Origin of the sequence: Pseudoalteromonas sp. S554, from assembly GCF_005930865.1 — a bacterium.
Lineage (GTDB): Bacteria > Pseudomonadota > Gammaproteobacteria > Enterobacterales > Alteromonadaceae > Pseudoalteromonas > Pseudoalteromonas marina.
Map to the genome: position 1 here is coordinate 33,751 of NZ_PNDV01000063.1, position 20,933 is coordinate 54,683.

Sequence of the window (20,933 nt, forward strand, 5' to 3'; positions counted from 1 at the left end):
GGTTTATTTTTATGGCACTTGAGTTTCCTCAAATCGATCCAATTATTTTTTCGATTGGACCACTGAGCGTACGTTGGTACGGATTGATGTATTTAATTGGTTTTGCATTTGCGATGTGGTTTGCAAATCGTCAAGCAGCAAAGCCTAATTCTGGCTGGACCAAAGAGCAGGTAAGTGATCTATTATTTTATGGCATGTTAGGGGTCATACTTGGTGGTCGTATTGGCTATGTATTGTTTTACCAATTTAGTTATTTTTTAGAAAACCCACTTTACTTGTTTCGCATCGATCAGGGCGGTATGTCGTTTCATGGTGGTACGCTGGGCGTAATTACAGCCGTTGCTATTTTTTCGTGGACACGCAAAAAATCACTGCTACAAGTTGGCGACTTTGTAGCGCCACTAGTGCCAGTGGGGTTATTAGCAGGGCGTATAGGTAACTTTATAAATGGTGAGTTATGGGGGCGTGTATCAGACGTACCTTGGGCTATGGTATTTCCAACCGGCGGGCCGCTTGCTCGCCACCCTTCGCAGTTATACGAAGCCTTTTTTGAAGGGCTCGTTTTATTTTTAATTATGCTATGGTTTATTAAAAAACCACGCCCTGCGGGCAGTGTTGGCGGTGTATTTTTATTAGGTTACGGTGTGTTTAGGTTTGGTATTGAATACTTCCGCCAACCAGACGCACAACTAGGCTTATTTGCCGACTTTATTTCTATGGGACAAATACTGTCACTGCCTATGATTATAGGTGGTTTAGGTTTATTAATTTGGGCTTATAAAAACCCGCAGCAAGTAACAGCAGCAAAGGCATAATAAAAGCATGAAACAATATTTAAAATTATGTCAGCGTATCGTTGACGAAGGTCAATGGGTAGAAAACAAACGCACAGGCACACGTTGCTTAACCGTTATAAACGCCGATTTAGAATATGATGTAGCAAACAATCAGTTCCCGATGATCACAACGCGTAAAAGTTACTATAAAGCGGCCATTGCAGAGTTACTTGGCTATTTACGTGGCTACGATAGCGCAGAACAATTTCGTGAAATTGGCTGTAAAACATGGGATGCCAATGCCAACGATAACCAAGCTTGGCTTAATAACCCAAATCGTAAAGGTGAAGACGATATGGGGCGGGTTTACGGCGTCCAAGGTCGCGGCTGGCAACGCCCTGATGGCTCAACACTCGATCAGTTAGCTAAAGTAATTAACAATTTAAAAAATGGCATTGATGATCGTGGTGAAATAATCACGTTTTATAACCCAGGTGAATTTGAACAAGGTTGTTTAAGACCTTGCATGCACACGCATACGTTTTCACTACTAGGTGACACGCTTTACTTAACATCTTATCAGCGCAGCTGCGATGTGCCGTTGGGGCTAAATTTCAATCAAATTCAATGTTTTGTATTGCTTGCACTAGTCGCTCAAATTACTGGCCATAAGCCGGGCAAGGCGTACCATAAAATAGCTAACGCTCATATTTACGAAAATCAGCTCAAATTAATGCGCGACGTTCAGCTCAAGCGCGAACCATTTGAATCGCCTACACTTACAATTAATCCAAATATAAAGTCACTTGAAGACATAGAAACGTGGGTTACCCGAGATGATTTTGAAGTAACAGGCTATCAATGCCATGACGCAATTCAATATCCATTTTCAGTATAATAACCGATTAAGGAAAACAACATGAAAGCAGTTATCCCAGTAGCGGGACTTGGTACGCGCATGCTACCAGCCACAAAAGCAATCCCTAAAGAAATGCTTCCTGTCGTAGACCGACCTTTAATACAATACGTAGTAAACGAAGCGGTTGCCGCAGGCATAAAAGAGATAGTACTTGTCACGCACTCAAGTAAAAACTCTATCGAAAACCATTTTGATACCAGCTTTGAGTTAGAAGCAACGCTTGAAAAGCGTGTTAAGCGGCAATTGCTTGCCGAAGTGCAAGCTATATGTCCTAAAGACGTAACAATAATTCACGTTCGCCAAGGCGAAGCAAAAGGGCTAGGCCACGCTATTAATTGCGCCGCGCCAATTATTGGTAACGAACCGTTTGTCGTTATTTTACCCGATGTGATTATAGACGACGTTGAAAGCGATCTTAAAAAAGACAACCTTGCAGAGATGATCGCCCACTTTGAACAAACTAAACACAGCCAAATTATGGTAGAGCCTGTACCAATGCAGGAAGTAGATAAGTTTGGTGTGGTGGACTTAGGTGGCACCGAAATAGCACAGGGTGAAAGCTCACCAATTGTTAGCATGGTAGAAAAACCACCGGTTGACGAGGCACCTTCAAACCTAGCAGTAGTTGGGCGTTACGTGTTAAGTGAAAATATTTGGCCGCTACTTGCAAAAACGCCGCAAGGTGCTGGCGATGAAATTCAGCTGACCGATGCTATTGCCATGCTTATGCAAAGCGAAAAAGTGGATGCTTACGCAATGAAAGGCCGAAGCCACGATTGTGGTAGTAAAATTGGTTATTTAAAAGCAACCATTGAGTTTGCACTTCGTCGTGACGAATTTGCCGATGAGTTAAAAACGTTTATTAAAACACTTGTATAACCGTTTACATTTAATCAGCAAAAAGCGCCTAATTAGGCGCTTTTTTTATTGGTTTTTGCATAACTTGTTTTTTTAATGTAAAAATTAGAATAGTTTTGATTACTTTACAGACATAATGTAATTTATGTTGTAATGTTTAGTTTAAGTGGCATTAAAATTGTATTGAAAAGTGTTCTCATGGAGGAGTCAAAAATACATAAGCTTATTGAATTAAATACGCTTATTTATGTAAAGGGCTAGGGTGTGGCTCGAAAATTAAAGTAAGGTTAAACGCTTTGTAAAGAGGATGTTTAACTGAAATGTAAGTGTGATTACACTGCTTTCAGGACAGCGATTAAATGTTAACTAATAACAAAAAAATAACAGGATTACTTTTAAGCCTGCTGATACTGCTATTTGGTACAGCATGCTCTATTACGCCTGAAGCTAAATTAGTGCAAGCACCAGAAACACAAACTAATTCGCCTGAGTATGTACCTATTACTGCATTAGAGCTGGCTCAGTTAAAAGATGCAGCATTGCAATGGCAGCAAGCCAGAGCGGGTATAGAGCGTATTTTAAAGCTAGAAAAAGAAATTACCTACCTTGTTAATCACATAGATATTATTAACAGTAAGGCAATAGCCCAATCTAATCAGCCTACAAATAGCTCGTACAGCACGCGCACAATTCACAATCAGCAAGCTGCTCGTTCGCGTAGCCAAAGCGTTAATCAATACAGAAATAAAAAGCAGACAGTTAAACTTAATACACCTAGACATATTTTTGCTCTGCAAGTGGCATCGGTTGACTCAGAAAAAGACATCGCAAAAGCGTGGAAAGAGCTAAACACCAAAGCTGCCCCCTTATTCAGAAAAAAAATACTGACCAATGTTGAAACCGCAAAAATTAACAAAAAAACGTTTTACAGGCTTAAGTTAGGTTCGTACCAAAATCTAAAAAATGCCAAAGCAGACTGCGAAGTATTTAAAGTGTATAAGCTTGACTGCATAGTGAGTAACTACACAGATAAGCCTGTAAAGCTGTAGTTAAAATAGAAACTTGCTAAAAATTTTTTTATCCATAAAATACCTGACCATAATCAAAAGGGTGGTAGGTAAAAAGTATGGTTATTAAAAAGGAATTTATAAACACTTTATTTTGTATTGGGGTTTTGCTCGTTATAACAGGGTGTACTTCATATAAAAAAGCGCCACCGAGTTCAACAACACCAAACACTGTCCTTATTTCAAGCGAGGATTTAAAAGCGCTCAAACAGTCTGCAAATGAGTGGAAAACAGTTGAGCCTAAAGTTAACGATCTGCTTGAGCTAGAAGGGCAGCTATCAAAGCTGACTACTCGTTTAAAAGCCATTGACGAAACCAATACGGCTGGAACAAACAACGCTCAAACAACCACTCCAAAAGAAAGTATTTTAAAAAGCGACCAGGCATTTTTCGCTATTCAAGTAGCAGCATTTAACAGTAAAACTAAATTAAACACGGCACTGGCTAATTTAAAACGTAAAGTACCGACGTTTTTTGATACTAATTTAGCTGTTAATGTTGAAACTAAAGTAATAAAAACCAATACGTTTTATCGTTTAAAGTTAGGCGCATATAAAACAAATAAACAAGCAACAACCGCTTGCGAAGCATTAAAACAGCAAAAAATTAATTGTTTTGTTACCTATTATACGCAGGAAAAACCACAACCAACCCTCTAGGCATAATAATTGCTTAGTCTCTTGTATGATCACAAGAGGATGGCAACTATGCGCCTTTTACTACCCTTATTATTAATTAACTTGGCCGCGTGCAGTTTAATTCCTGAACCCGAGCCAAGTATAAGCACATATGCCCCAAAAGCAGCGATGGCACCTTATACAGTAAGTGACTATGTACACAACTTAACTGTGCAATTAAGTCATTTAAAAGGTCCATTAAGCAATAATACTCGCATAGGTGTGAGTAGTTTTTACTTTGCAGATGCGCTCGACACTAAGCTAATGACGCAGCAAGCGTCGGGCTTAAGCCAACAAATACAAGAAAGTATATTAACCAAAATGACGCAAATGGGTTATCACACGGTCGAATATCGCTTAGCAAATAACCTACACTTATCTCATAATGCCGACAGCGCGCTGACCCGTAATTTAGAACAGTTACGAGAGCGCCAAAATATTGACCTTATAATCACCGGCACCGTGACACGTCAACAGCATGCATACATTGTAAATGCGCGCATGGTAAACATTAGCAATAAGCAAGTTTTATCTGCTGGCAGTACCGAGATCCCAATCAATGTAATGTGGGGAAATGAAAAAATTCAGCAGCGCGATGGCTCACTCTATCGCAGTGAATATTAACGAGGAGTACACAATGAGAAACTTATTAATCACGCTATGTTTGCCACTAGGTTTTGGTTGTTCACAAATTATGAACACCCCTAGTGCCGACCCAGCTGTTGAGCAAAGTAACCAAGGAGCGCAACTGGCAACAAGCCAACGCAAAGTGAGTGCTCCAGTTAATCACGATAACATGTTTCAGTCGGGGTTAGCTCAGCAAACTAACTACACAAAATCGACGCCGCCAATGCATAAAAACATAAACCACTATGTGCGCGGAATAATGCAAGACATGGTCGAAAACTTACAATACGTAAATGATAAAACACCACTAGCGGTATCAAGTTTTGTATTTTTAGACGACGATTACAGTAATGGTAGCTTATTAGGAAATCAAATTGCTGAAAGCTTTATGCATGAGCTCCACAATTTTGGTGTACCGGTCATTGATTTTAAAACCACCGATTATGTGCGTGTAACACAAACCGGCGACTTTGTTTTTAGCCGAGACTATCTTGAATTAGACCCAGAGCAAAACTTTCAATACGTACTGGCAGGCACGCTAGTAAGTCACCAAGGCGGAGTTTTAGTCAATGCACGAATTGTTGGCTTAACAAGTAAAGCGGTCGTTGGTTCGGCGCAAGGGTTTTTACCGCAATCAGTTATTGATGCGTTAAATGGTAATTACCGTACCGATGGTATTATGCTAAAACAAGCGAGTGAGTGAGGTGAGTATGCGCTTTACACTAAACACCAATTTACGGACATTATCACTAGCTGGGTTAGTCGTTGCTCTATCTGGTTGCTCGCTAATGCATCACCATGAGCATGATTCAAATTCGCACACAACAACGCAAGCAAGTACCAGCTATGTATTAAATGGCAGTTACGATACTCAAACACACAACCAAACTGTGCAACCAAACAATGATTACGATGCGTCAAAACCCTTTAAGCCAGTAAAGCATCATAAAACCCTCGTTAACTACGTAGAACAAATGGCTTTAGACTTAGTTGACACGCTAGAGTACGACACAGAAGCCGATACACAGGTTAATATTGCTGTTAGTACATTGGTAAACTTTGACTCGTCACTCAATAAAAGTAACCAGTTAGGTAACCAAATATCTGAAACACTAATCCATCAATTACAAAAGTTTGGTTACAGTGTGGTTGATTTTAAAACCACCAGTACAATAGACGTAAACAGACGCGGTGATTTTGTGTTTTCACGAAATATCAAAAAGCTGAGTGAAGATCACATGGCAAGTCATATACTCGCGGGCACTTTAATCTACAGGCAAAACGGTATTGTTATTAATACACGCATTATAAATGTCAACACCAAGCAAATAGTGGCCAGCAGCCGAGAGTTTATACCGCAATACGTACTAAGCAAAGAAGATATATATTTATCAAGTAATTAACTCAAATTCCACTTGATTTAAAACTTGATATAAAAAACCAGATGCCGTTATAATTTAACCCTAGCACACCGCTGTGGCCTCTTAGTTAAATGGATATAACGGCCCCCTCCTAAGGGGCAGTTGCAGGTTCGATTCCTGCAGGGGCTACCAATTAAATCAATGGGTTACGCTTTTCTTCTTCTTCTCTTTAATTTTTGTGTAGCACATATGTAGCAGAGTAAATTGAAATATAAATAATTAGCGCTGTCCTTTTATTAAAATAGCCAAATTACATTCAGTCTGCTTTGTGCTGTGAGCGGTCATTGGTAACGCGCTATTCAGCCGAGCCGTTGTTTGGCGTTGGCTGCATTTGCTTGTTAGCTTGAATATACTCTAGTCCCAATTCTTTTTTGCATATATCTCCGCTCTCAAACTTTTCATCAGAATAAAATAGTGCACCAATTATCTTATTATTTGTTGGGTTAAGAGACACACTTAACGAATCAACTCCCTTCGTTTCATTGCGATTAATTTTTAAAGTCAAAGAGGTTTGGTTTTCTGCGCGTTGCATTTTAACGTGTGTAACAGAAGAAACTTGGTAAAAAGCAGGATACAGAATTAAAGAAGAACTGAACGCGTTAATTAAAGCTTGTTTATCATTCCACTCTGGAGTTGATTTCTTATACCTTTCCATTGCAGTTAAGTAATCATGATATTCATCTATTCGATCAGCAGAGTGATAACTTTTTGATAGGTTCTTAACGTCATAAATATAATTATTGATTTGAATAAGCTCATCACTTGAGCATACGTTAGCGAAACTCCCTGCTGTGAAAGTCGAACTTAGTAGCAATACTAAATGACTAAGTTTCATATTTGAAAACATACGCCTCCCTTCAAGCTAACACCCACATAAAGGGCGGTAACACATGGGCTAAAATTAGGAGCGAAGTGACGCAGCCCATGTGTTAGCGTCCCAGCGAAGCGACTTAATGTGTTTGTTATATTTGTGGCTTATTCAAACTGCTGTTTGTCCCACGGTTGATTTTTGTCTTCTCTGAATGCGTCCCAGCCTTTAGGTAGATCTGCAAGCTCAATCATTTCTGGAAATTTGCTAATAAAACACCCCATACAAATTACCATGCCGTCATCGGGGTCATCCGTAGTGTTGCACATAAATTGCCACCCATCATCTATGTAATGATTAACTTGGATTATTGGCTCCAATCTTTCATAGACAAATTTGGTAGTTACTGCAGCAGAGTCTATTGGGCAACTGAAAGGCCATTCATCTTCTTTAAAGGTGTGCTTATGCATAATTTCCCAGACAAATATAACAATTTAATAGTGCGCTCATCGCGCATATTTCTGCCGACTTAACGCTCACTTATCTACTTTTAACAAATAACCTAGGGTATTACTATCACTAAGTTTTCTAAAACTTTTCAGTAAAGTTAAATGGAACAATATGGGCGCGTCGCTCATTTACATGAATATATGTGCAAAGGGCAGTTTGACCAATCAAGTAACTACGATATTTAGTCAACCTCAACGTCTGCTAATCGCCGCCCTTAAAAACCTAAGATATTAATAACTATTGAGTTGAAGCGTTAGCAAAACAGTTTTTTATAGCTAAAAATTTATAACTACACATAAAAAAGCGAGTAAATGAAAATTTACTCGCTTTTTTATTTTGATATTTAATCGTTAGTAATTAACCATCATTAGTGATTTTATCGATCAGCTCAGTGAGTACTGTGTCGGCTTGGCTGGTCTCTACTTGGCAGGTTCCTGCATTTAAGTGGCCGCCGCCGCCGTATTTAAGGCATAACTCACCTACGTTTGTGTTTGAACTGCGGTTAGTAATTGACTTACCAATTGCATACACTACGTTTTGCTTTTTAAGCCCCCACATTTTATGAATTGAAATATTGCAGTCGGGGTACATGGCGTAAATTACAAAGCGGTTGGTGGCGTAAATGGTTTCTTCTTGAGTTAGATCTAGTACCACTAGGTTTTTATGCACTGTTGCACACTGTGTTATTTGTGCTTTTGCTTTTTCGTTGTGCTCATTATAAAGCGCAACTCGCTCTGCAACATCTTCCATTTGCAAAATGTCGTCGATGCTTTGATCTTTACATGCATCAATGAGCTTCATCATTAACTGGTAGTTTGAAATTTTGAATTCGCGAAAGCGGCCTAGGCCTGTGCGGGCATCCATTATAAAGTTCATTAACACCCAGTCGGTTGGATTGAGTATTTCATCTTTAGAAAACTGAGCTGCGTCGCCTTTATCTACAGCGTCCATCATATCTACTGAAATATTAGGAAATTTTTCGGCGCCGCCGTAGTAGTCGTAAACGACTCGCGCAGCTGAAGGCGCTTTAGGGTCAATTATATGATTTTTAATGTCGCTTGCGTTTCGAACGGTTTCACTTAAGTGGTGGTCAAATGCTATGTGACAACCCGCTACGTAGGGAAGGTTAGTGGTAATATCGTTAGCGGTGATGTCTATTTTTCCATCTTGCATGTCTTTTGGGTGTACAAACAAAATGTCATCAATTAGATCTAAATCTTTTAGTAGTACAGCACATACAAGGCCATCAAAATCGCTACGAGTGACTAGTCTAAATTTATTATTGGGCATAGCTATTCCATCTTTTTAATTAAATTACGTATTCAGTGTAACAGCTAAACTATTTTTTGAGATACCAGTGCTTAAAAATTATATAAATAAAAAAGCCAAAACAGACGTTTTGGCTTTTTGATAGCAAGTGTTTATTTTTTGTAAGTTATGCGCCTGGGCCACATTCCATACAGTGGTTAATGATATCTGGGCCAAACTTAAGCTTGGCGTTTAAATCGCGCAGTGCGGTGCGTAAGCCTTCTTCAATAACCGGGTGGTAATACGGCATATTAAGCATTTGTGGTACGGTCATTTTATTTTGTACTGCCCATGCAAGCAGATGCGCTATGTGCTCGGCTTGTGGGCCAATAAATTCGGCGCCTAAAAATAAGCCGGTGCCTTGCTCTGCGTATACGCGCATATGGCCCTTATTTTTAAGCATTACGCGGCTTCTGCCTTGGTTTTCAAAGCTGACTTCGCCCACTTCAAAACAGCCACATGAGCCTAAACGGTCTGTTATTTGGGTAAAGCTTTCACCTACCATGGCAATTTGTGGGTCGCTGAATACAGCGGCAATTTTGGCCCTGCGTAGGCCAATGCGTACATCTGGGAAGCGCCCTGCATTTTGCCCTGCGATGGTTCCCTGATCAGACGCTTCATGAAGTAGCGGGATCATGTTGCTTGCATCGCCGGCTATAAATATGTTTGATTCGCCACATTGCATTGTGTGCGGATCGGCATGCGGTACGCCGCGTTCGTCAAGTTCTATACCTGTGTTTTCGAGGCCTAGCTTGTCTACATTAGGAACTCGGCCTGTTGCGGCTAGTACATAGTCAAACTGTTCGGTGTGTTTTTCACCTTGTTTGTCGGTGTAAGTAAGCTGCGCTTTGTCGCCTATTTGCATCATGTCTGATACGTTTGAGTCGGTATCAACAAAAAACTCTTTTGCAAAAACTGTATTTGCATAGTCTTTTACTACGGGGTCGGTGAGTGGACCAATTGCACCACCTACACCAAATAATTTTACATTAACACCTAAACGGCTAAGTGCTTGACCTATTTCAAGGCCAATTACGCCCGGGCCAAATACGGCAACAGATTCTGGTAGGTCGTCCCACTCAAATACGTCGTCGTTAATGATTAATTTGTCACCAAAATTATTAAATACGCCAGGGTAAGAAGGGCGAGAGCCTGTAGCTATGACAAACCGCTTGGCTGTAATAATGGTGTGGTCATCTATTTGTACACGGTTTGCATCTAAAAATTTAGCGTAACCTTTAATTTTGTCTTCGTCTGGTAGTTCATCAACGGCTTCTACTACAAAACCAGCAAAACGATCGCGTTCACTTTTAACGCGTGCCATAACTGCTTTGCCGTCTATTACCGGCATTGAGCTATGCACACCAAATGCAGGTGCCATTTCTATAGCGTGCGCAGCTTCTGCAGCAGCTATTAATAATTTGCTTGGCATACACCCTACGCGTGCGCAGGTTGTACCATAAGGACCTGATTCGATCATAAGTACGTTAGGGGTAAACTGTTTAGCGTTTCGGTATGCACTTAAGCCTGCTGTACCTGCGCCTATAACTACTACGTCGGTTTGCAATTGTTTCATTGTATTTTCCTTTAATAAATAGGGGCACTTGGCCCCCATTTAAATTTACTTATTTGGCAAAGTATTTTTCTAGGTCGTCTGAACCACCAATGTGATTACCACCAATAAATACTTGTGGAACGGTGTCGCGGCCAGAGATTGCTTTTAGGCTTGTTAATGATGCACCTGCACCCATAACAATTTCCTCATAGGCAAAACCTTTTTCTGTAAGTAGTTCTTTTGCTTTTTTACAGAATGGACAACCGGGCTTAGTGAAAACGCTTACTGGCTCAGGTTTAGCTTGTTTAGGGTTGATGTAATCAAGCATGGTGTCGGCATCAGACACTTCAAACGGGTCGCCTGGTAGGTCTGGTTCGATGAACATTTTTTCAATTACGCCATCTTTTACAAGCATAGAGTACCTCCAGCTGCGCTTACCAAAGCCTAAATCGTTTTTGTCTACTAACATGCCCATGCCGTCTGTAAACTCGCCATTGCCGTCTGGTAGTAAAGTAATGTTTTGCGCTTCTTGGTGTTCAGCCCATGCATTCATTACAAATGTATCGTTAACTGACAAACATACAATTTCATCTACGCCATTTTGCTTAAACACACCAGCTAGCTCGTTGTAGCGAGGAAGGTGAGTAGATGAACATGTTGGGGTGAATGCACCCGGTAGTGAAAACACAGCAACGGTTCTGCCTTTAAAAATCTCGTCTGTTGTTACCGATTTCCATTCGTCGTTTTGACGTGTTGCAAATGTAACGTTTGGGATTGTTTGACCTTCAATATTTTTTAACATGGTTTAGTTCCTCTTGATTTGTTAAAGCCATTATGGCGAAAATTTAAATATAGTTCTAATCGTTTGTTTGTATTAAACTGATAGTCAAAAGCTATCAGGGTGGAGCTGAACATGAACTTAAAAGACTTTGAATACGTTAAAGCCATAGCACAACATAAACATTTTCGTAAAGCAGCCGATGCGTGCTTTGTTAGCCAACCTACACTGAGTGGGCAGGTTAAAAAACTTGAACAAACATTAGGTGTTACTTTATTTGACCGCTCAACCAAACAAGTAACCCTAACTGCTAAAGGTGTACGTTTATTAGCGCAAATAGAGGTTATTTTAGAGCAAACTCAAATACTCAAAGAGCTGGCTTCTACCTCTAATGAACCATTACAAGGTAAGATAACAATTGGTATTATTCCAACTATTGCGCCGTATTTATTGCCAACTTTGTTAACCTCAATGAAAGAAGCATTTGTAGATAGCCAATTTGCGTTTATTGAAATGCAAACAGCCACCATATTAGATGCGCTTAACAATGGTGAGCTTGATTTTGCAATTTTGGCCGATGTAGCTGAGCTTAGCCATTACCACACTATTCCACTTTATAAAGAAGACTTTTTAGTCGCTGTTTCAAAAGATAACGCGCTGGCTAAGCATAAAAAAGTCGCGCTTAGCGATCTTCAGGGTTGCAGTCTATTAATGTTAAGTGATGGCCATTGCTTTAAAGATCAAGCCCAAAAGTTTTGTTTTTCAGCAGGGGTTGATGTGTCTAATCAATATAAAGGCAATAGTTTAGAAACGTTACTTGCGCTGGTGGCAATGGATGATGGCGTTACTTTTGTGCCAAAGTTAGCTTGCACACAGCGCACGGGTATTGATTATATGCCTATATTCCCCAATCAGCAGCGTAATGTGGTGTTTGCATGCAGAAAGCATTATCCGCATTTGGCAGGGGTTGAGCAGTTGGGTGAGTGGTTGTCGGCTCACCCTAATTTAAAAACACAGCTTGCTAAAGCGCTTTAAAGATCTTGGCTTATTACTTCAACTACATCGTTGATTTGTACGCCGGGTAAGGGCTGGTCGTCAATGCTTACTGCAACTGCAGTTTGTTGATATAACTGCTCTACACGTATTTTGTTGAGTGTTGTAGTGGTGTGAGGCATTACATTACCAGCTGCATCAGTTAGGTAGTTATGGTGTGCAATACTCAGCATTTGCCCTTTCTTTAGGCCATGTGCTTTACCTAAATTAATTACTATTTTGCTGTTTTCCATATGCATTATTTTACCTTGCGTTGGAAAGCAGGCTAATACAGCTTGTAAGTCATAACTTAAGGTTTGATTTATATCTTGTATACTTTGACCGTAGGGTGATTGCCAAAATCTATCACTGTTTACATCAATGATGGCGGTTTTTTCGAATGGCCAAGTGCCTTGGCCCTGATAACTATTGCTCCAAAGCTGCTCATAGGTTGTGCCATTAAAAAGGCTAAACTCTATTTTGTAGTTGCGTTGGTAGCTATCGTCTTGCCAAAAAGCATAATCACTATTGAGTTTATCACTTGTTGATAGGTCTGTAATTTGGCTCAGTAATACGTACTGAGCGTTGGTGCGAGATGATATTTCTTCTAACTGAACTTTTGAGTAGTCGTACTGCTGCGAAAAGTAACTATCTACATTTAAAGGTATATTGTAATAAGCAACGGGTAGCGCGCTCATTTTTGATTTTTGTAAGGTAGTGAATATTCGTTTACTGATTGCTTTGTTTACGTCAAATATTTGACCCATTCTAGCTTGCTCTCGATGAGCTAGCTGACTTTGTGTTACGGCAACAAACTTGTTAAAGCTGCTTTGCGGGCATTGCTCTGTTTGCGCAAATATATCTAAACGCAGGGTAATCGCAAATTTATCGTCGTATTTATTTTCACTTACAAGTTCAATTTTTTGAATTTCGCCGTGGCTACTAATTTTTAACTGATCTTGCATTAATACGCCGTCTACCAAGGTTTGTACTGAGCTGACACGCGCCCCAGAAAAAACCAACGCTTGAGTTATGGCATCTTTTATAGCTGCAGATTTGGCCGCGCTTATGTCGTCGTTTTGAATAAGTGCGTGCCCTGTAGATTCATACCACTGCGCATTTGAAAAAGTCGAAAACGTAAATAACGCAGTTGCGCTTAATCCTGCAAATGCCTTTAATAAAAACGATTTCATACTTTTTGCTCCAAATAAACGTTAGCTTTATCTTGAGGCAGCAAGGACTGTACCAATGTTATTAATCAATAAAAATAACGTTATAAATGGCATTAAACATGCATATACCACCGTAATTAATTTACTAGGGCACAAAATTATGCGAGCAATTTCATTAGTTATTACACTTGGGTGTTTAACCTTGAGTGGGTGCAGCAGCGTGTTTGATAAGCATGTTGAGTACAAATATGTTGAGCCTAATAATTACCCGGTATTAAAAGCGGTAGGTTATGCACCTATTAGTTTACAAAAAGGGGCAAGCGCATCACAAAAGCAGCTTATGGCTATTAAAGCCTCTAAACTTGAAGCATACAGAGAGCTTACAGAGCAAGTATATGGGCAAAAGGTAACTGCGGGTATGAGCGTTGAAAACGCAGTCGCTAAGGATGATTATCTAGAAAGCAAAGTGCAGGGCGTTATTAAAGGTGCACAAATTATAAAAACGTATGCAGTAGACGACACATACGTCACTGAGCTTGAACTCAATATGAAGCGCGTGCATGATTTATATATTGGCGAAATAAAACCACGTGAAGTAAAAAAAGTAACGTATTACTGATAAATTGACGTTCGAAATAAATTTTACAGCTGTACGTTTAGTATTTAGGCAAGTTAGAATTTTAAGTATACAGCAGTTTAAATATTACAATGCGCCAACTAAACAGTCTCACCAGAGTAAAAAAACCTCAGTCAAAAAGGTTGACGCAGCTTGGCTCAATTTTTGGGTTTTCAAGTTTGAGATACCGGTAACTAGCAGGTTTAAATATTATTAAAGTAGATAATTTGGCTGAAGCGTTTTGAGTTTATGCTTTTAAATTTCTGACAAGCTGACCGTTGGTGTTAACTTCACCGCCAGACTGATTATATGTGGTGGACGATGGGGCACCAATTAAAATGTTTTTTAGTTGTTTTACACTAAGCTGCGCCTGATGTGCTGCATGCGCGTTTACTTCGTTTTGTTTTTGGCATTTCTCTAACTTACTGCGAACTTGGGCTATGAGCTCGGGAAGCTCTTCAGACTGTTCGTCATTTTTAGCAAGTAACTTGTTCAGCTCTTGATCTAGGCTATTTAGCTTGGTTAAAAAAGTCATTTTTTGTTGGGTAATTTCTTTTAAACCTTCACCTCTTCTTGAGGCAATAGCTGTTAGCTCGTCGTTTAATAAAACAGAGAGAGAATCTAAACACTTATCTTGCTCGTTTAGCTTAACAATAATTAAGCTATTATGATCAGCCATAGACATCAAACTCGAAGTCAGCTAAATTTTTGGCAAGCTTTTCACTGTCTATTTGGTACTTGCCTTCAGTGATTGCTTTTTTTAGCTCAGCAACTTTATTACTGTCAAAACCAGAAGATTGCTGTGCTTTTTCTTGCAGTGTTTTTAATTGCTGTGCTTGTGGTGTTAAGCTTACAGAATCGCTAGCAGCTTTAGGCGTAGCCGATTGAGCTGCTTGTGTATTTGCATTATCTCTTTGCAAATCAACCTTTTGTTGTTTAGCATTAGCTAAAGCGCTTGGTTGTTGATTACCTGAATTGACTTGATTAACCATAATAAAAATCCATAATTTACCCAACTAATACCAGTATATCGGCATATCTTTAGTAAACTTTAATATTATTTTTAATTAAATATTTACTTGTACAGACTCTACACCATCTACACGCGCATTTAAAACTTTACCTGTTTTTTTGTTCTCTACAAGTATTTGTTCGCCCAGAGTGCCATCTTCAAGCGCAACACCGGTCGTTTTTATCTGTAAGCCTTTTGTGCTTGCATAAATATTAATAGCATCACCTTTGCATACCATACATATTTGATTGAGCAATATTGGCATACCTTCGCGAATGTTGCGTTTACTTCGACTGCCAATAAGTGCTTTAGGATCGTCTTGATATTGCACTCTTACAAAGTGTGTCGGTTTCATTTCAACGGTTAGGTGAGCGCTGGTTATTACTTCACCGCGCGCAATATTATCAGTTGTTACAACAACAGGTGCCATTTTTAGCACCTTTATATGTACGTATTGTGCCCAGCTTTGTGCATCGTCGCATTTTACTTGTATTGTAATTTGTCTGTTAAACGGTGGTTCACTTGATGAAATAATATCAGGTGTCGTTGAACAAGCACGATCAGGTATACGGCTGTCTAATGGCAATGCACTGAGGTGTATTTGCTCACTATCGTGTTCGCCAATTTGTTCAGCAATGTATTTTACAGCCATTTCTTGTAGTGATGCTTTACTAAATACTTGTGCAGATACAGGGAATGCCATTCCTAGGCTAGTAACAAAATAAAAAACACTGTATCTTTTGATTTTTTTTAACAAACTCATAATGTTTCGACTATGCTTATGGTTTCAAACAGGGTATAAATATTTTGCGTCAAAATTAAGACGCTCCCACGATGTTGTGTAGCTTTGTATATGTAGGAAGCAATTATCGTTCCGTATTATTTGTTTTCTAAAGGAGATTTTAATGGCAGGCATTTTAGACTCAGTAAACCAGCGTACTCAGTTGGTTGGCCAGAACCGCCTAGAATTACTATTATTTAAACTCAGAGGGCGCCAGCGTTTTGGGATCAATGTATTTAAGGTAAGAGAAGTCCTTCAATGTCCTCCGCTTACTAGTATGCCAAAATCGAATTCTTATATTCGTGGTGTAGCTCATATTCGTGGACAAACTATTTCTGTCATAGATTTATCTATGGCGGTAGGTGGACGTCCAATCGATAACATCAAAGACAGCTTTATCATAATTGCTGAATATAATCGCTCAGTGCAAGGTTTTTTGGTCGGTGGTGTTGAACGTATAGTTAATATGAACTGGGAAAAAATAATGCCACCACCATCGGGTGCCGGACGTTATTCATATTTAACAGCCGTTACTGAAATAGAAAATGAGCTGGTAGAAATTTTAGATGTTGAAAAAATATTAAATGAAATTTGCCCTGTTAACACAGAAGTAAGTTCTGAAGTTGCTGAAAGTGGTGACATTCAAAAAGATTTAGGTGAACGAATTGTATTTATAGCTGATGACAGTGCGGTTGCGCGAAATCAGGTAAAACGAGCACTTGAGCCGCTGGGTGTACAAACTGAGTTGGCTAAAAATGGCAAAGAAGCACTCGTAAGATTAAAAGAAATTGCCAAGCTTGATTGTCAAACAGATATTACAGAACGTGTTGCTTTGCTTATATCTGATGTTGAAATGCCTGAAATGGATGGCTATACACTAACTGCAGAAATAAAAGCAGATCCTAAACTTGCCCCTTTGCATGTCATTTTGCATACATCACTGAGTGGTGTATTTAACCAAGCAATGATTGAAAAGGTTGGGGCTGACGATTTTATTGCCAAATTTAACCCTGATGAATTAGCCACGGCGGTTAAAAAGTGGGTTCATTGTGAATAATCAAAACAGGTGCTACTAATTTGAATAATAAAGACTTGCAGCAAAATGAATACGATCAGTTCCGTTCGTTTTTAGAACAGCAATGCGGTATTGTTCTTGGTGAAAACAAGCAATACTTGGTAAAAAGTAGACTTGCGCCCCTTATGGCTCGTTTTGATGTAGGGTCGTTATCTGAACTTGTTAGCAAAACACTCGGGCCGCATGAGAGGCAATTGCGCGCGGCTGTTGTTGATGCGATGACTACAAACGAGACCTTGTGGTTCAGAGACCAATACCCCTTTGAGCTACTTCAGAACAGATTGTTTCCTGAGTTTAAAGATTTGAGGCGGCCTGTAAAAATTTGGTCTGCAGCTAGTTCGTCTGGTCAAGAGCCTTATTCTATTGCTATGTCGGTTGCTGAGTTTCAATCTAAGCAGCCTAACGTTTTAAAAATGGGTGCTCAGATCATTGGTACTGATATTTCTAACACTATGCTAGACATGTGTAAAAATGGCGAGTATGACGCGTTAGCTTTGGCGCGCGGGTTGTCTGCAGAACGTCGAAAAAAGTTTTTTACAGACAGCGGCAATGGTATGGCAAAAGTTAACGACACTTTGAAAAGACAAGTGAGCTTTAGGCATTTAAATTTACTAGATTCGTATGCATTAATGGGTAAATTCGATATTATTTTTTGCCGCAATGTACTTATTTACTTCTCTCCAGAGGTAAAAGCAAAAATTATTAAACAATTTGCACAAGCGCTTAATCCTAAAGGTTATTTATTTTTAGGGGCTTCGGAGTCAATGGCCGGGTTGAGTGACGAATTTGATATGGTTAGATGCAACCCTGGCATTATTTACCAAAAGAAATAAACCTTTTTTCTTTCCTTCAAAACGACACATCATGTGTCGTTTTTCATTTTAAATCATTCGATTACAAAAAATATAATTACTCAATTATAAATGGCTTATTTATTGCTTTATTCAAGTTAAGTCAATTTTTTGGAGATGGTTATGGCTATCAGTTTTGATAAAGCTTTAGGTGTGCATCAGCATACTATGTTGATCCGTTCACAACGAGCAGAAGTGCTAGCAAGTAATATTGCTAATGCTGATACGCCGGGCTACAAAGCAAAAGATATTAACTTTGCCTCAGCATTAAAAGCGGCAAAATCACACCAGCAAAGCGGCAATACAATGGTAACTACTAATGAAAAACACATTGGTGGTGGTACCCGTAGTGTGGGTGGTGATGAATTATTTCGTACGCCAAATCAAACAGATACAGGTGATGGTAACTCAGTGGATGTACAGGTGGAACGGAACTTGTATACACAGAATGCTATGGAGTATCAGGCTAGCTTACAATTTTTAAGCGGCACATTTAAAGGCCTGAATAAAGCTCTCGGTAGTCAAGGATAATAATTATGAGTTTATATAACGTTTTTGATATTGCTGGTTCTGGTATGAGCGCACAGAATGTTCGTTTAAATACCACTGCGAGTAATATTTCGAATGCTAATACAATTAGCTCTTCTCAAGACAAAACGTACCGAGCGCGACAACCTGTATTTGCTGCAGAGCTTACCAAAGCTTCTGAGTCGGTAAGTAATAATCAGGGCTCTTCTGTTGGTGTTAAAGTGCTGGGCATTGTTGAAAGCAGTGCACCACTGCAGATTGAATACAACCCTAATCACCCGAGTGCGGATGAAAATGGTTATATCTACAAACCCAACGTTAATGTTGTAGAGGAGATGGCGAACATGATTTCTGCCTCTCGCTCTTATGAAACAAACGTGCAAGTTGCTGATGCAGCTAAGCAAATGTTAAGTAAAACTCTGCTGCTAGGTCAGCGTTAACCGAGGGTAGGTTATGAGTAACGATATTAGTACATCTTCATCCTATTTAGATTCTTTGCGTTGGCAGGATACAACACCAACGACAACCGAAGAGCAAAGCGATGCGTTAACTCAAGAAGATTTCTTCTCGTTGTTAACTCAGCAATTATCGTTTCAGGATCCGAGTAAACCTGCTGATAACGATCAAATGATTGCACAAATGACCAATTTTACGATGGCTGAAGGTATCTCAAATCTTAATAGTAATTTTGAGTCGCTAGCAGCTTCGATGACATCTAACTCTGCTTTGCAGGCATCAACATTGGTTGGTAAGCAAGCATTACTTGAGTCGGATTCCTTAGATTTAAATGCAACGGGTGAAGCGAAAGGTTCCGTCGTTGCAGAAAGCCCAGTAGATAGCTTAACGCTTCGTATTACTGATGAGTCAGGTCAATTAGTTCGCAGTATTGATTTAGGTTCACAGTCTGCTGGTGCAATACGCTTTGCTTGGGATGGTAAAAACGAAGCCGGTGAGCGGTTGCCTGAGGGTGAATACAATATTGTAGCTGAAGGCAGTACAAATGGTGAGTTTTCAAGCTTACCCATTGCTACGTTCAAGAATATTGAAAGTGTAAATATAAACGGTGCTAACGGCATCATTATTAACACTAAAGAAGGTGCGGTTAGGCTGACTGATGTCGCAGAGATCGCGTAATAGAGTTTGATAATATTTCGCCTGTTTGCAGGCTGTATTTAATAGGTTAGAGGTCAATTATGAGCTTCAATATTGCATTAACAGGCATAGCTGCCGCACAAAAAGATTTAGACGTTACCGCAAATAATATTGCGAACGTTAATACAACCGGCTTTAAAGAGTCTCGCGCTGAGTTTGCAGATGTATATGCTTCTTCAGTGTTTAGTTCAGGTAGAACTAAAAATGGTGACGGTGTTCAAACCACTATGGTTGCTCAGCAATTTCACCAAGGTTCGCTGCAATTTACTAATAACTCACTTGATTTAGCGATTACAGGCGAGGGTTATTTTGCAATGAGCCAAGACTTGGGCGCGCAAGACTTTACTTATACGCGAGCAGGCGCTTTTAAATTAGATAAAGATAACTTTGTAGTTGATGCAAAGGGTAATTACTTACAAGGTTTCCCTGTTGATGAAGCAACAGGTGATACAACGTCTGTAAGTTTGAGCACATCGTCTGCATTGCAGATCCCAGATTCATCGGGTTCACCACGTGCAACGACTAATGTTTACAGCTCATTTAACTTAGACTCTCGTGCAGATGCGCCTTCGATTGCTTTTGACCCAGAAACGAGTGCTTCATATAACAGCTCTACATCAACAACGGTTTATGACTCTCTGGGTGAACCCCATGTATTACAGTTTTTCTTTGTTAAAACTGATTCTGCAGTAACGGGTAATGATAACGAATGGGAAACTTACGCTACATTAGATGGCAAGTCATTCAGCCCTGCAGGTCTAGAAGAAACGGCAGCACCATTTACACCACTATCAACCTTTCAATTTGACTCAAGTGGCTTACCAAGTAGCACTGATGGTGTTGCTAATACAGGTACAACCTTTAACCCGCTTACTGTACCTGGTGGTGCGGGTGCGGCGGCTGGTTTATCTGATGTTTTAACTAATGGCGCAAGCTTTCCAGATGATATTGATATTAACTGGCGTGATGAAGCGGGCACTACAAATAAAGTGCCTACTCAATACGCAAGCCGATTTGAAGTTAAAGCGTTAGACCAAGATGGTGCTACGGTAGGTCGTTTGGCTGGCATAGATATTGGTACAGACGGCAAGGTTGTTGCATCATACAGTAATGGCGACTCAACATTTCTTGGTCAAGTTGCTATGGTGCGTTTTTCAAACTCGCAAGGCCTTCAACAAGTTGGTGATACTGCTTGGAAAAAAAGCTTAACGTCAGGTGAGCCAATTGCGGGTGAACCTGGTTCAGGTACTTTAGGTTCAATAAATTCATCAGCACTAGAGCAATCAAATGTGAATTTAACTAATGAGCTGGTTGACCTAATAAGTGCTCAGCGTAACTTCCAGGCTAACTCTCGTGCGCTTGAGGTTAACTCAACACTACAACAGGCAATCTTACAGATTCGTTAATTTA

The 20,933-nt window shown here is 39.8% G+C and carries 25 protein-coding genes and 1 tRNA gene; 17 read left to right on the forward strand and 9 right to left on the reverse strand.

Annotation, left to right across the window (positions count from 1 at the left end; genetic code table 11):
* Nucleotides 1–11 precede the first annotated feature (11 nt).
* The 9 genes from lgt (at nucleotide 12) to CWB65_RS13655 (ending at nucleotide 6,477) form a co-directional block, all read left to right on the forward strand.
* Nucleotides 12–815 (forward strand): prolipoprotein diacylglyceryl transferase, encoded by an 804-nt coding sequence (lgt, locus tag CWB65_RS13615; protein ID WP_008132732.1) that lies wholly within the window; start codon nucleotides 12–14, stop codon nucleotides 813–815.
* Between the two features lie 7 nt (nucleotides 816–822).
* Complete coding sequence (locus tag CWB65_RS13620; protein WP_138740779.1) at nucleotides 823–1,674, forward strand: thymidylate synthase; 852 nt, start codon at nucleotides 823–825, stop codon at nucleotides 1,672–1,674.
* Between the two features lie 21 nt (nucleotides 1,675–1,695).
* Nucleotides 1,696–2,574, forward strand: coding sequence for a UTP--glucose-1-phosphate uridylyltransferase GalU (gene galU / locus CWB65_RS13625; protein ID WP_006792679.1), 879 nt, complete (start codon nucleotides 1,696–1,698; stop codon nucleotides 2,572–2,574).
* Between the two features lie 338 nt (nucleotides 2,575–2,912).
* On the forward strand, nucleotides 2,913–3,602 hold the full coding sequence (locus CWB65_RS13630; RefSeq protein WP_008132700.1) for an SPOR domain-containing protein: 690 nt from the start codon (nucleotides 2,913–2,915) through the stop codon (nucleotides 3,600–3,602).
* Between the two features lie 77 nt (nucleotides 3,603–3,679).
* Entirely contained in the window at nucleotides 3,680–4,279 is a 600-nt protein-coding gene (locus CWB65_RS13635; protein WP_008132699.1) for an SPOR domain-containing protein, read from the forward strand.
* Nucleotides 4,280–4,327: 48 nt separating this feature from the next.
* Nucleotides 4,328–4,921 carry a FlgO family outer membrane protein gene (locus CWB65_RS13640; protein WP_010555877.1) on the forward strand — a complete coding sequence of 198 codons (594 nt, stop codon included), beginning with the start codon at nucleotides 4,328–4,330 and terminating at the stop codon, nucleotides 4,919–4,921.
* Between the two features lie 13 nt (nucleotides 4,922–4,934).
* Nucleotides 4,935–5,627 carry a FlgO family outer membrane protein gene (locus tag CWB65_RS13645; RefSeq protein WP_006792683.1) on the forward strand — a complete coding sequence of 231 codons (693 nt, stop codon included), beginning with the start codon at nucleotides 4,935–4,937 and terminating at the stop codon, nucleotides 5,625–5,627.
* A 7-nt stretch (nucleotides 5,628–5,634) separates the two neighbouring features.
* The gene (locus CWB65_RS13650) at nucleotides 5,635–6,327 is read left to right on the forward strand and encodes a FlgO family outer membrane protein (RefSeq protein ID WP_008132697.1); all 693 of its coding nucleotides are present in this window, start codon (nucleotides 5,635–5,637) and stop codon (nucleotides 6,325–6,327) included.
* A gap of 75 nt (nucleotides 6,328–6,402) precedes the next feature.
* Nucleotides 6,403–6,477, forward strand: a tRNA-Arg gene (locus CWB65_RS13655).
* 163 nt (nucleotides 6,478–6,640) lie between these two features.
* Here CWB65_RS13655 and CWB65_RS13660 read toward each other — a convergent pair.
* The 5 genes from CWB65_RS13660 to CWB65_RS13680 form a co-directional block, all read right to left on the reverse strand.
* Nucleotides 6,641–7,192, reverse strand: coding sequence for a hypothetical protein (locus CWB65_RS13660; protein ID WP_008132696.1), 552 nt, complete (start codon nucleotides 7,190–7,192; stop codon nucleotides 6,641–6,643).
* Between the two features lie 128 nt (nucleotides 7,193–7,320).
* On the reverse strand, nucleotides 7,321–7,623 hold the full coding sequence (locus tag CWB65_RS13665) for a hypothetical protein (RefSeq protein ID WP_006793678.1): 303 nt from the start codon (nucleotides 7,621–7,623) through the stop codon (nucleotides 7,321–7,323).
* 397 nt (nucleotides 7,624–8,020) lie between these two features.
* Nucleotides 8,021–8,953, reverse strand: coding sequence for a DHH family phosphoesterase (locus CWB65_RS13670; RefSeq protein ID WP_010555880.1), 933 nt, complete (start codon nucleotides 8,951–8,953; stop codon nucleotides 8,021–8,023).
* A gap of 145 nt (nucleotides 8,954–9,098) precedes the next feature.
* Nucleotides 9,099–10,547, reverse strand: coding sequence for a dihydrolipoyl dehydrogenase (locus tag CWB65_RS13675; protein WP_008132692.1), 1,449 nt, complete (start codon nucleotides 10,545–10,547; stop codon nucleotides 9,099–9,101).
* Between the two features lie 49 nt (nucleotides 10,548–10,596).
* Nucleotides 10,597–11,328 carry a glutathione peroxidase gene (locus CWB65_RS13680; RefSeq protein ID WP_138740780.1) on the reverse strand — a complete coding sequence of 244 codons (732 nt, stop codon included), beginning with the start codon at nucleotides 11,326–11,328 and terminating at the stop codon, nucleotides 10,597–10,599.
* 111 nt (nucleotides 11,329–11,439) lie between these two features.
* On the opposite strand from CWB65_RS13680, the gene CWB65_RS13685 reads away from it, so the two are divergent.
* The gene (locus CWB65_RS13685; protein ID WP_008132690.1) at nucleotides 11,440–12,339 is read left to right on the forward strand and encodes a LysR substrate-binding domain-containing protein; all 900 of its coding nucleotides are present in this window, start codon (nucleotides 11,440–11,442) and stop codon (nucleotides 12,337–12,339) included.
* Here CWB65_RS13685 and CWB65_RS13690 read toward each other — a convergent pair.
* The gene (locus tag CWB65_RS13690; RefSeq protein WP_008132688.1) at nucleotides 12,336–13,529 is read right to left on the reverse strand and encodes a flagellar assembly protein FlgT; all 1,194 of its coding nucleotides are present in this window, start codon (nucleotides 13,527–13,529) and stop codon (nucleotides 12,336–12,338) included. The two genes, CWB65_RS13685 and CWB65_RS13690, sit on opposite strands and share 4 nt — an antisense overlap.
* A 139-nt stretch (nucleotides 13,530–13,668) precedes the next feature.
* Between CWB65_RS13690 and CWB65_RS13695 the strand changes: the two genes are divergently transcribed.
* On the forward strand, nucleotides 13,669–14,127 hold the full coding sequence (locus CWB65_RS13695) for an LPP20 family lipoprotein (RefSeq protein WP_033019180.1): 459 nt from the start codon (nucleotides 13,669–13,671) through the stop codon (nucleotides 14,125–14,127).
* A gap of 244 nt (nucleotides 14,128–14,371) precedes the next feature.
* Here the strand turns inward: CWB65_RS13695 and flgN are convergent, their stop codons facing one another.
* The 3 genes from flgN to flgA form a co-directional block, all read right to left on the reverse strand.
* A complete protein-coding gene (gene flgN, locus CWB65_RS13700; protein ID WP_010555884.1) occupies nucleotides 14,372–14,803 on the reverse strand; it encodes a flagellar protein FlgN in 432 nt (143 codons plus the stop codon).
* On the reverse strand, nucleotides 14,796–15,116 hold the full coding sequence (flgM, locus tag CWB65_RS13705) for a flagellar biosynthesis anti-sigma factor FlgM (RefSeq protein WP_006792694.1): 321 nt from the start codon (nucleotides 15,114–15,116) through the stop codon (nucleotides 14,796–14,798). Before flgM ends, flgN begins: the two co-directional genes overlap by 8 nt.
* Before the next feature lie 75 nt (nucleotides 15,117–15,191).
* Nucleotides 15,192–15,899 carry a flagellar basal body P-ring formation chaperone FlgA gene (flgA, locus tag CWB65_RS13710; RefSeq protein ID WP_138740781.1) on the reverse strand — a complete coding sequence of 236 codons (708 nt, stop codon included), beginning with the start codon at nucleotides 15,897–15,899 and terminating at the stop codon, nucleotides 15,192–15,194.
* A 142-nt stretch (nucleotides 15,900–16,041) separates the two neighbouring features.
* Between flgA and CWB65_RS13715 the strand changes: the two genes are divergently transcribed.
* The 6 genes from CWB65_RS13715 (at nucleotide 16,042) to flgE (ending at nucleotide 20,929) form a co-directional block, all read left to right on the forward strand.
* Nucleotides 16,042–16,974, forward strand: a complete 933-nt coding sequence (locus tag CWB65_RS13715) for a chemotaxis protein CheV (protein ID WP_006792696.1) — start codon at nucleotides 16,042–16,044, stop codon at nucleotides 16,972–16,974.
* 20 nt (nucleotides 16,975–16,994) lie between these two features.
* Nucleotides 16,995–17,825 (forward strand): CheR family methyltransferase, encoded by an 831-nt coding sequence (locus CWB65_RS13720; protein ID WP_006792697.1) that lies wholly within the window; start codon nucleotides 16,995–16,997, stop codon nucleotides 17,823–17,825.
* Nucleotides 17,826–17,966: 141 nt separating this feature from the next.
* Nucleotides 17,967–18,374, forward strand: a complete 408-nt coding sequence (gene flgB / locus CWB65_RS13725) for a flagellar basal body rod protein FlgB (RefSeq protein ID WP_008132681.1) — start codon at nucleotides 17,967–17,969, stop codon at nucleotides 18,372–18,374.
* 5 nt (nucleotides 18,375–18,379) lie between these two features.
* On the forward strand, nucleotides 18,380–18,811 hold the full coding sequence (flgC, locus tag CWB65_RS13730; RefSeq protein WP_006792699.1) for a flagellar basal body rod protein FlgC: 432 nt from the start codon (nucleotides 18,380–18,382) through the stop codon (nucleotides 18,809–18,811).
* A 13-nt stretch (nucleotides 18,812–18,824) separates the two neighbouring features.
* Nucleotides 18,825–19,505, forward strand: a complete 681-nt coding sequence (locus CWB65_RS13735; protein ID WP_006792700.1) for a flagellar hook assembly protein FlgD — start codon at nucleotides 18,825–18,827, stop codon at nucleotides 19,503–19,505.
* 59 nt (nucleotides 19,506–19,564) lie between these two features.
* The gene (flgE, locus tag CWB65_RS13740) at nucleotides 19,565–20,929 is read left to right on the forward strand and encodes a flagellar hook protein FlgE (protein WP_006792701.1); all 1,365 of its coding nucleotides are present in this window, start codon (nucleotides 19,565–19,567) and stop codon (nucleotides 20,927–20,929) included.
* Nucleotides 20,930–20,933 lie beyond the last annotated feature (4 nt).

Excerpts from the sequence above, each read along its gene's own strand:
- lgt (WP_008132732.1), top strand. The coding sequence starts at position 12 with ATGGCACTTGAGTTTCCTCAAATCGATCCAATTATTTTTTCGATTGGA.
- CWB65_RS13620 (WP_138740779.1), top strand. The coding sequence starts at position 823 with ATGAAACAATATTTAAAATTATGTCAGCGTATCGTTGACGAAGGTCAA.
- galU (WP_006792679.1), top strand. The coding sequence starts at position 1,696 with ATGAAAGCAGTTATCCCAGTAGCGGGACTTGGTACGCGCATGCTACCA.
- CWB65_RS13630 (WP_008132700.1), top strand. The coding sequence starts at position 2,913 with ATGTTAACTAATAACAAAAAAATAACAGGATTACTTTTAAGCCTGCTG.
- CWB65_RS13635 (WP_008132699.1), top strand. The coding sequence starts at position 3,680 with ATGGTTATTAAAAAGGAATTTATAAACACTTTATTTTGTATTGGGGTT.
- CWB65_RS13640 (WP_010555877.1), top strand. The coding sequence starts at position 4,328 with ATGCGCCTTTTACTACCCTTATTATTAATTAACTTGGCCGCGTGCAGT.
- CWB65_RS13645 (WP_006792683.1), top strand. The coding sequence starts at position 4,935 with ATGAGAAACTTATTAATCACGCTATGTTTGCCACTAGGTTTTGGTTGT.
- CWB65_RS13650 (WP_008132697.1), top strand. The coding sequence starts at position 5,635 with ATGCGCTTTACACTAAACACCAATTTACGGACATTATCACTAGCTGGG.
- CWB65_RS13660 (WP_008132696.1), bottom strand. The coding sequence starts at position 7,192 with ATGTTTTCAAATATGAAACTTAGTCATTTAGTATTGCTACTAAGTTCG.
- CWB65_RS13665 (WP_006793678.1), bottom strand. The coding sequence starts at position 7,623 with ATGCATAAGCACACCTTTAAAGAAGATGAATGGCCTTTCAGTTGCCCA.
- CWB65_RS13670 (WP_010555880.1), bottom strand. The coding sequence starts at position 8,953 with ATGCCCAATAATAAATTTAGACTAGTCACTCGTAGCGATTTTGATGGC.
- CWB65_RS13675 (WP_008132692.1), bottom strand. The coding sequence starts at position 10,547 with ATGAAACAATTGCAAACCGACGTAGTAGTTATAGGCGCAGGTACAGCA.
- CWB65_RS13680 (WP_138740780.1), bottom strand. The coding sequence starts at position 11,328 with ATGTTAAAAAATATTGAAGGTCAAACAATCCCAAACGTTACATTTGCA.
- CWB65_RS13685 (WP_008132690.1), top strand. The coding sequence starts at position 11,440 with ATGAACTTAAAAGACTTTGAATACGTTAAAGCCATAGCACAACATAAA.
- CWB65_RS13690 (WP_008132688.1), bottom strand. The coding sequence starts at position 13,529 with ATGAAATCGTTTTTATTAAAGGCATTTGCAGGATTAAGCGCAACTGCG.
- CWB65_RS13695 (WP_033019180.1), top strand. The coding sequence starts at position 13,669 with ATGCGAGCAATTTCATTAGTTATTACACTTGGGTGTTTAACCTTGAGT.
- flgN (WP_010555884.1), bottom strand. The coding sequence starts at position 14,803 with ATGGCTGATCATAATAGCTTAATTATTGTTAAGCTAAACGAGCAAGAT.
- flgM (WP_006792694.1), bottom strand. The coding sequence starts at position 15,116 with ATGGTTAATCAAGTCAATTCAGGTAATCAACAACCAAGCGCTTTAGCT.
- flgA (WP_138740781.1), bottom strand. The coding sequence starts at position 15,899 with ATGAGTTTGTTAAAAAAAATCAAAAGATACAGTGTTTTTTATTTTGTT.
- CWB65_RS13715 (WP_006792696.1), top strand. The coding sequence starts at position 16,042 with ATGGCAGGCATTTTAGACTCAGTAAACCAGCGTACTCAGTTGGTTGGC.
- flgB (WP_008132681.1), top strand. The coding sequence starts at position 17,967 with ATGGCTATCAGTTTTGATAAAGCTTTAGGTGTGCATCAGCATACTATG.
- flgC (WP_006792699.1), top strand. The coding sequence starts at position 18,380 with ATGAGTTTATATAACGTTTTTGATATTGCTGGTTCTGGTATGAGCGCA.
- CWB65_RS13735 (WP_006792700.1), top strand. The coding sequence starts at position 18,825 with ATGAGTAACGATATTAGTACATCTTCATCCTATTTAGATTCTTTGCGT.
- flgE (WP_006792701.1), top strand. The coding sequence starts at position 19,565 with ATGAGCTTCAATATTGCATTAACAGGCATAGCTGCCGCACAAAAAGAT.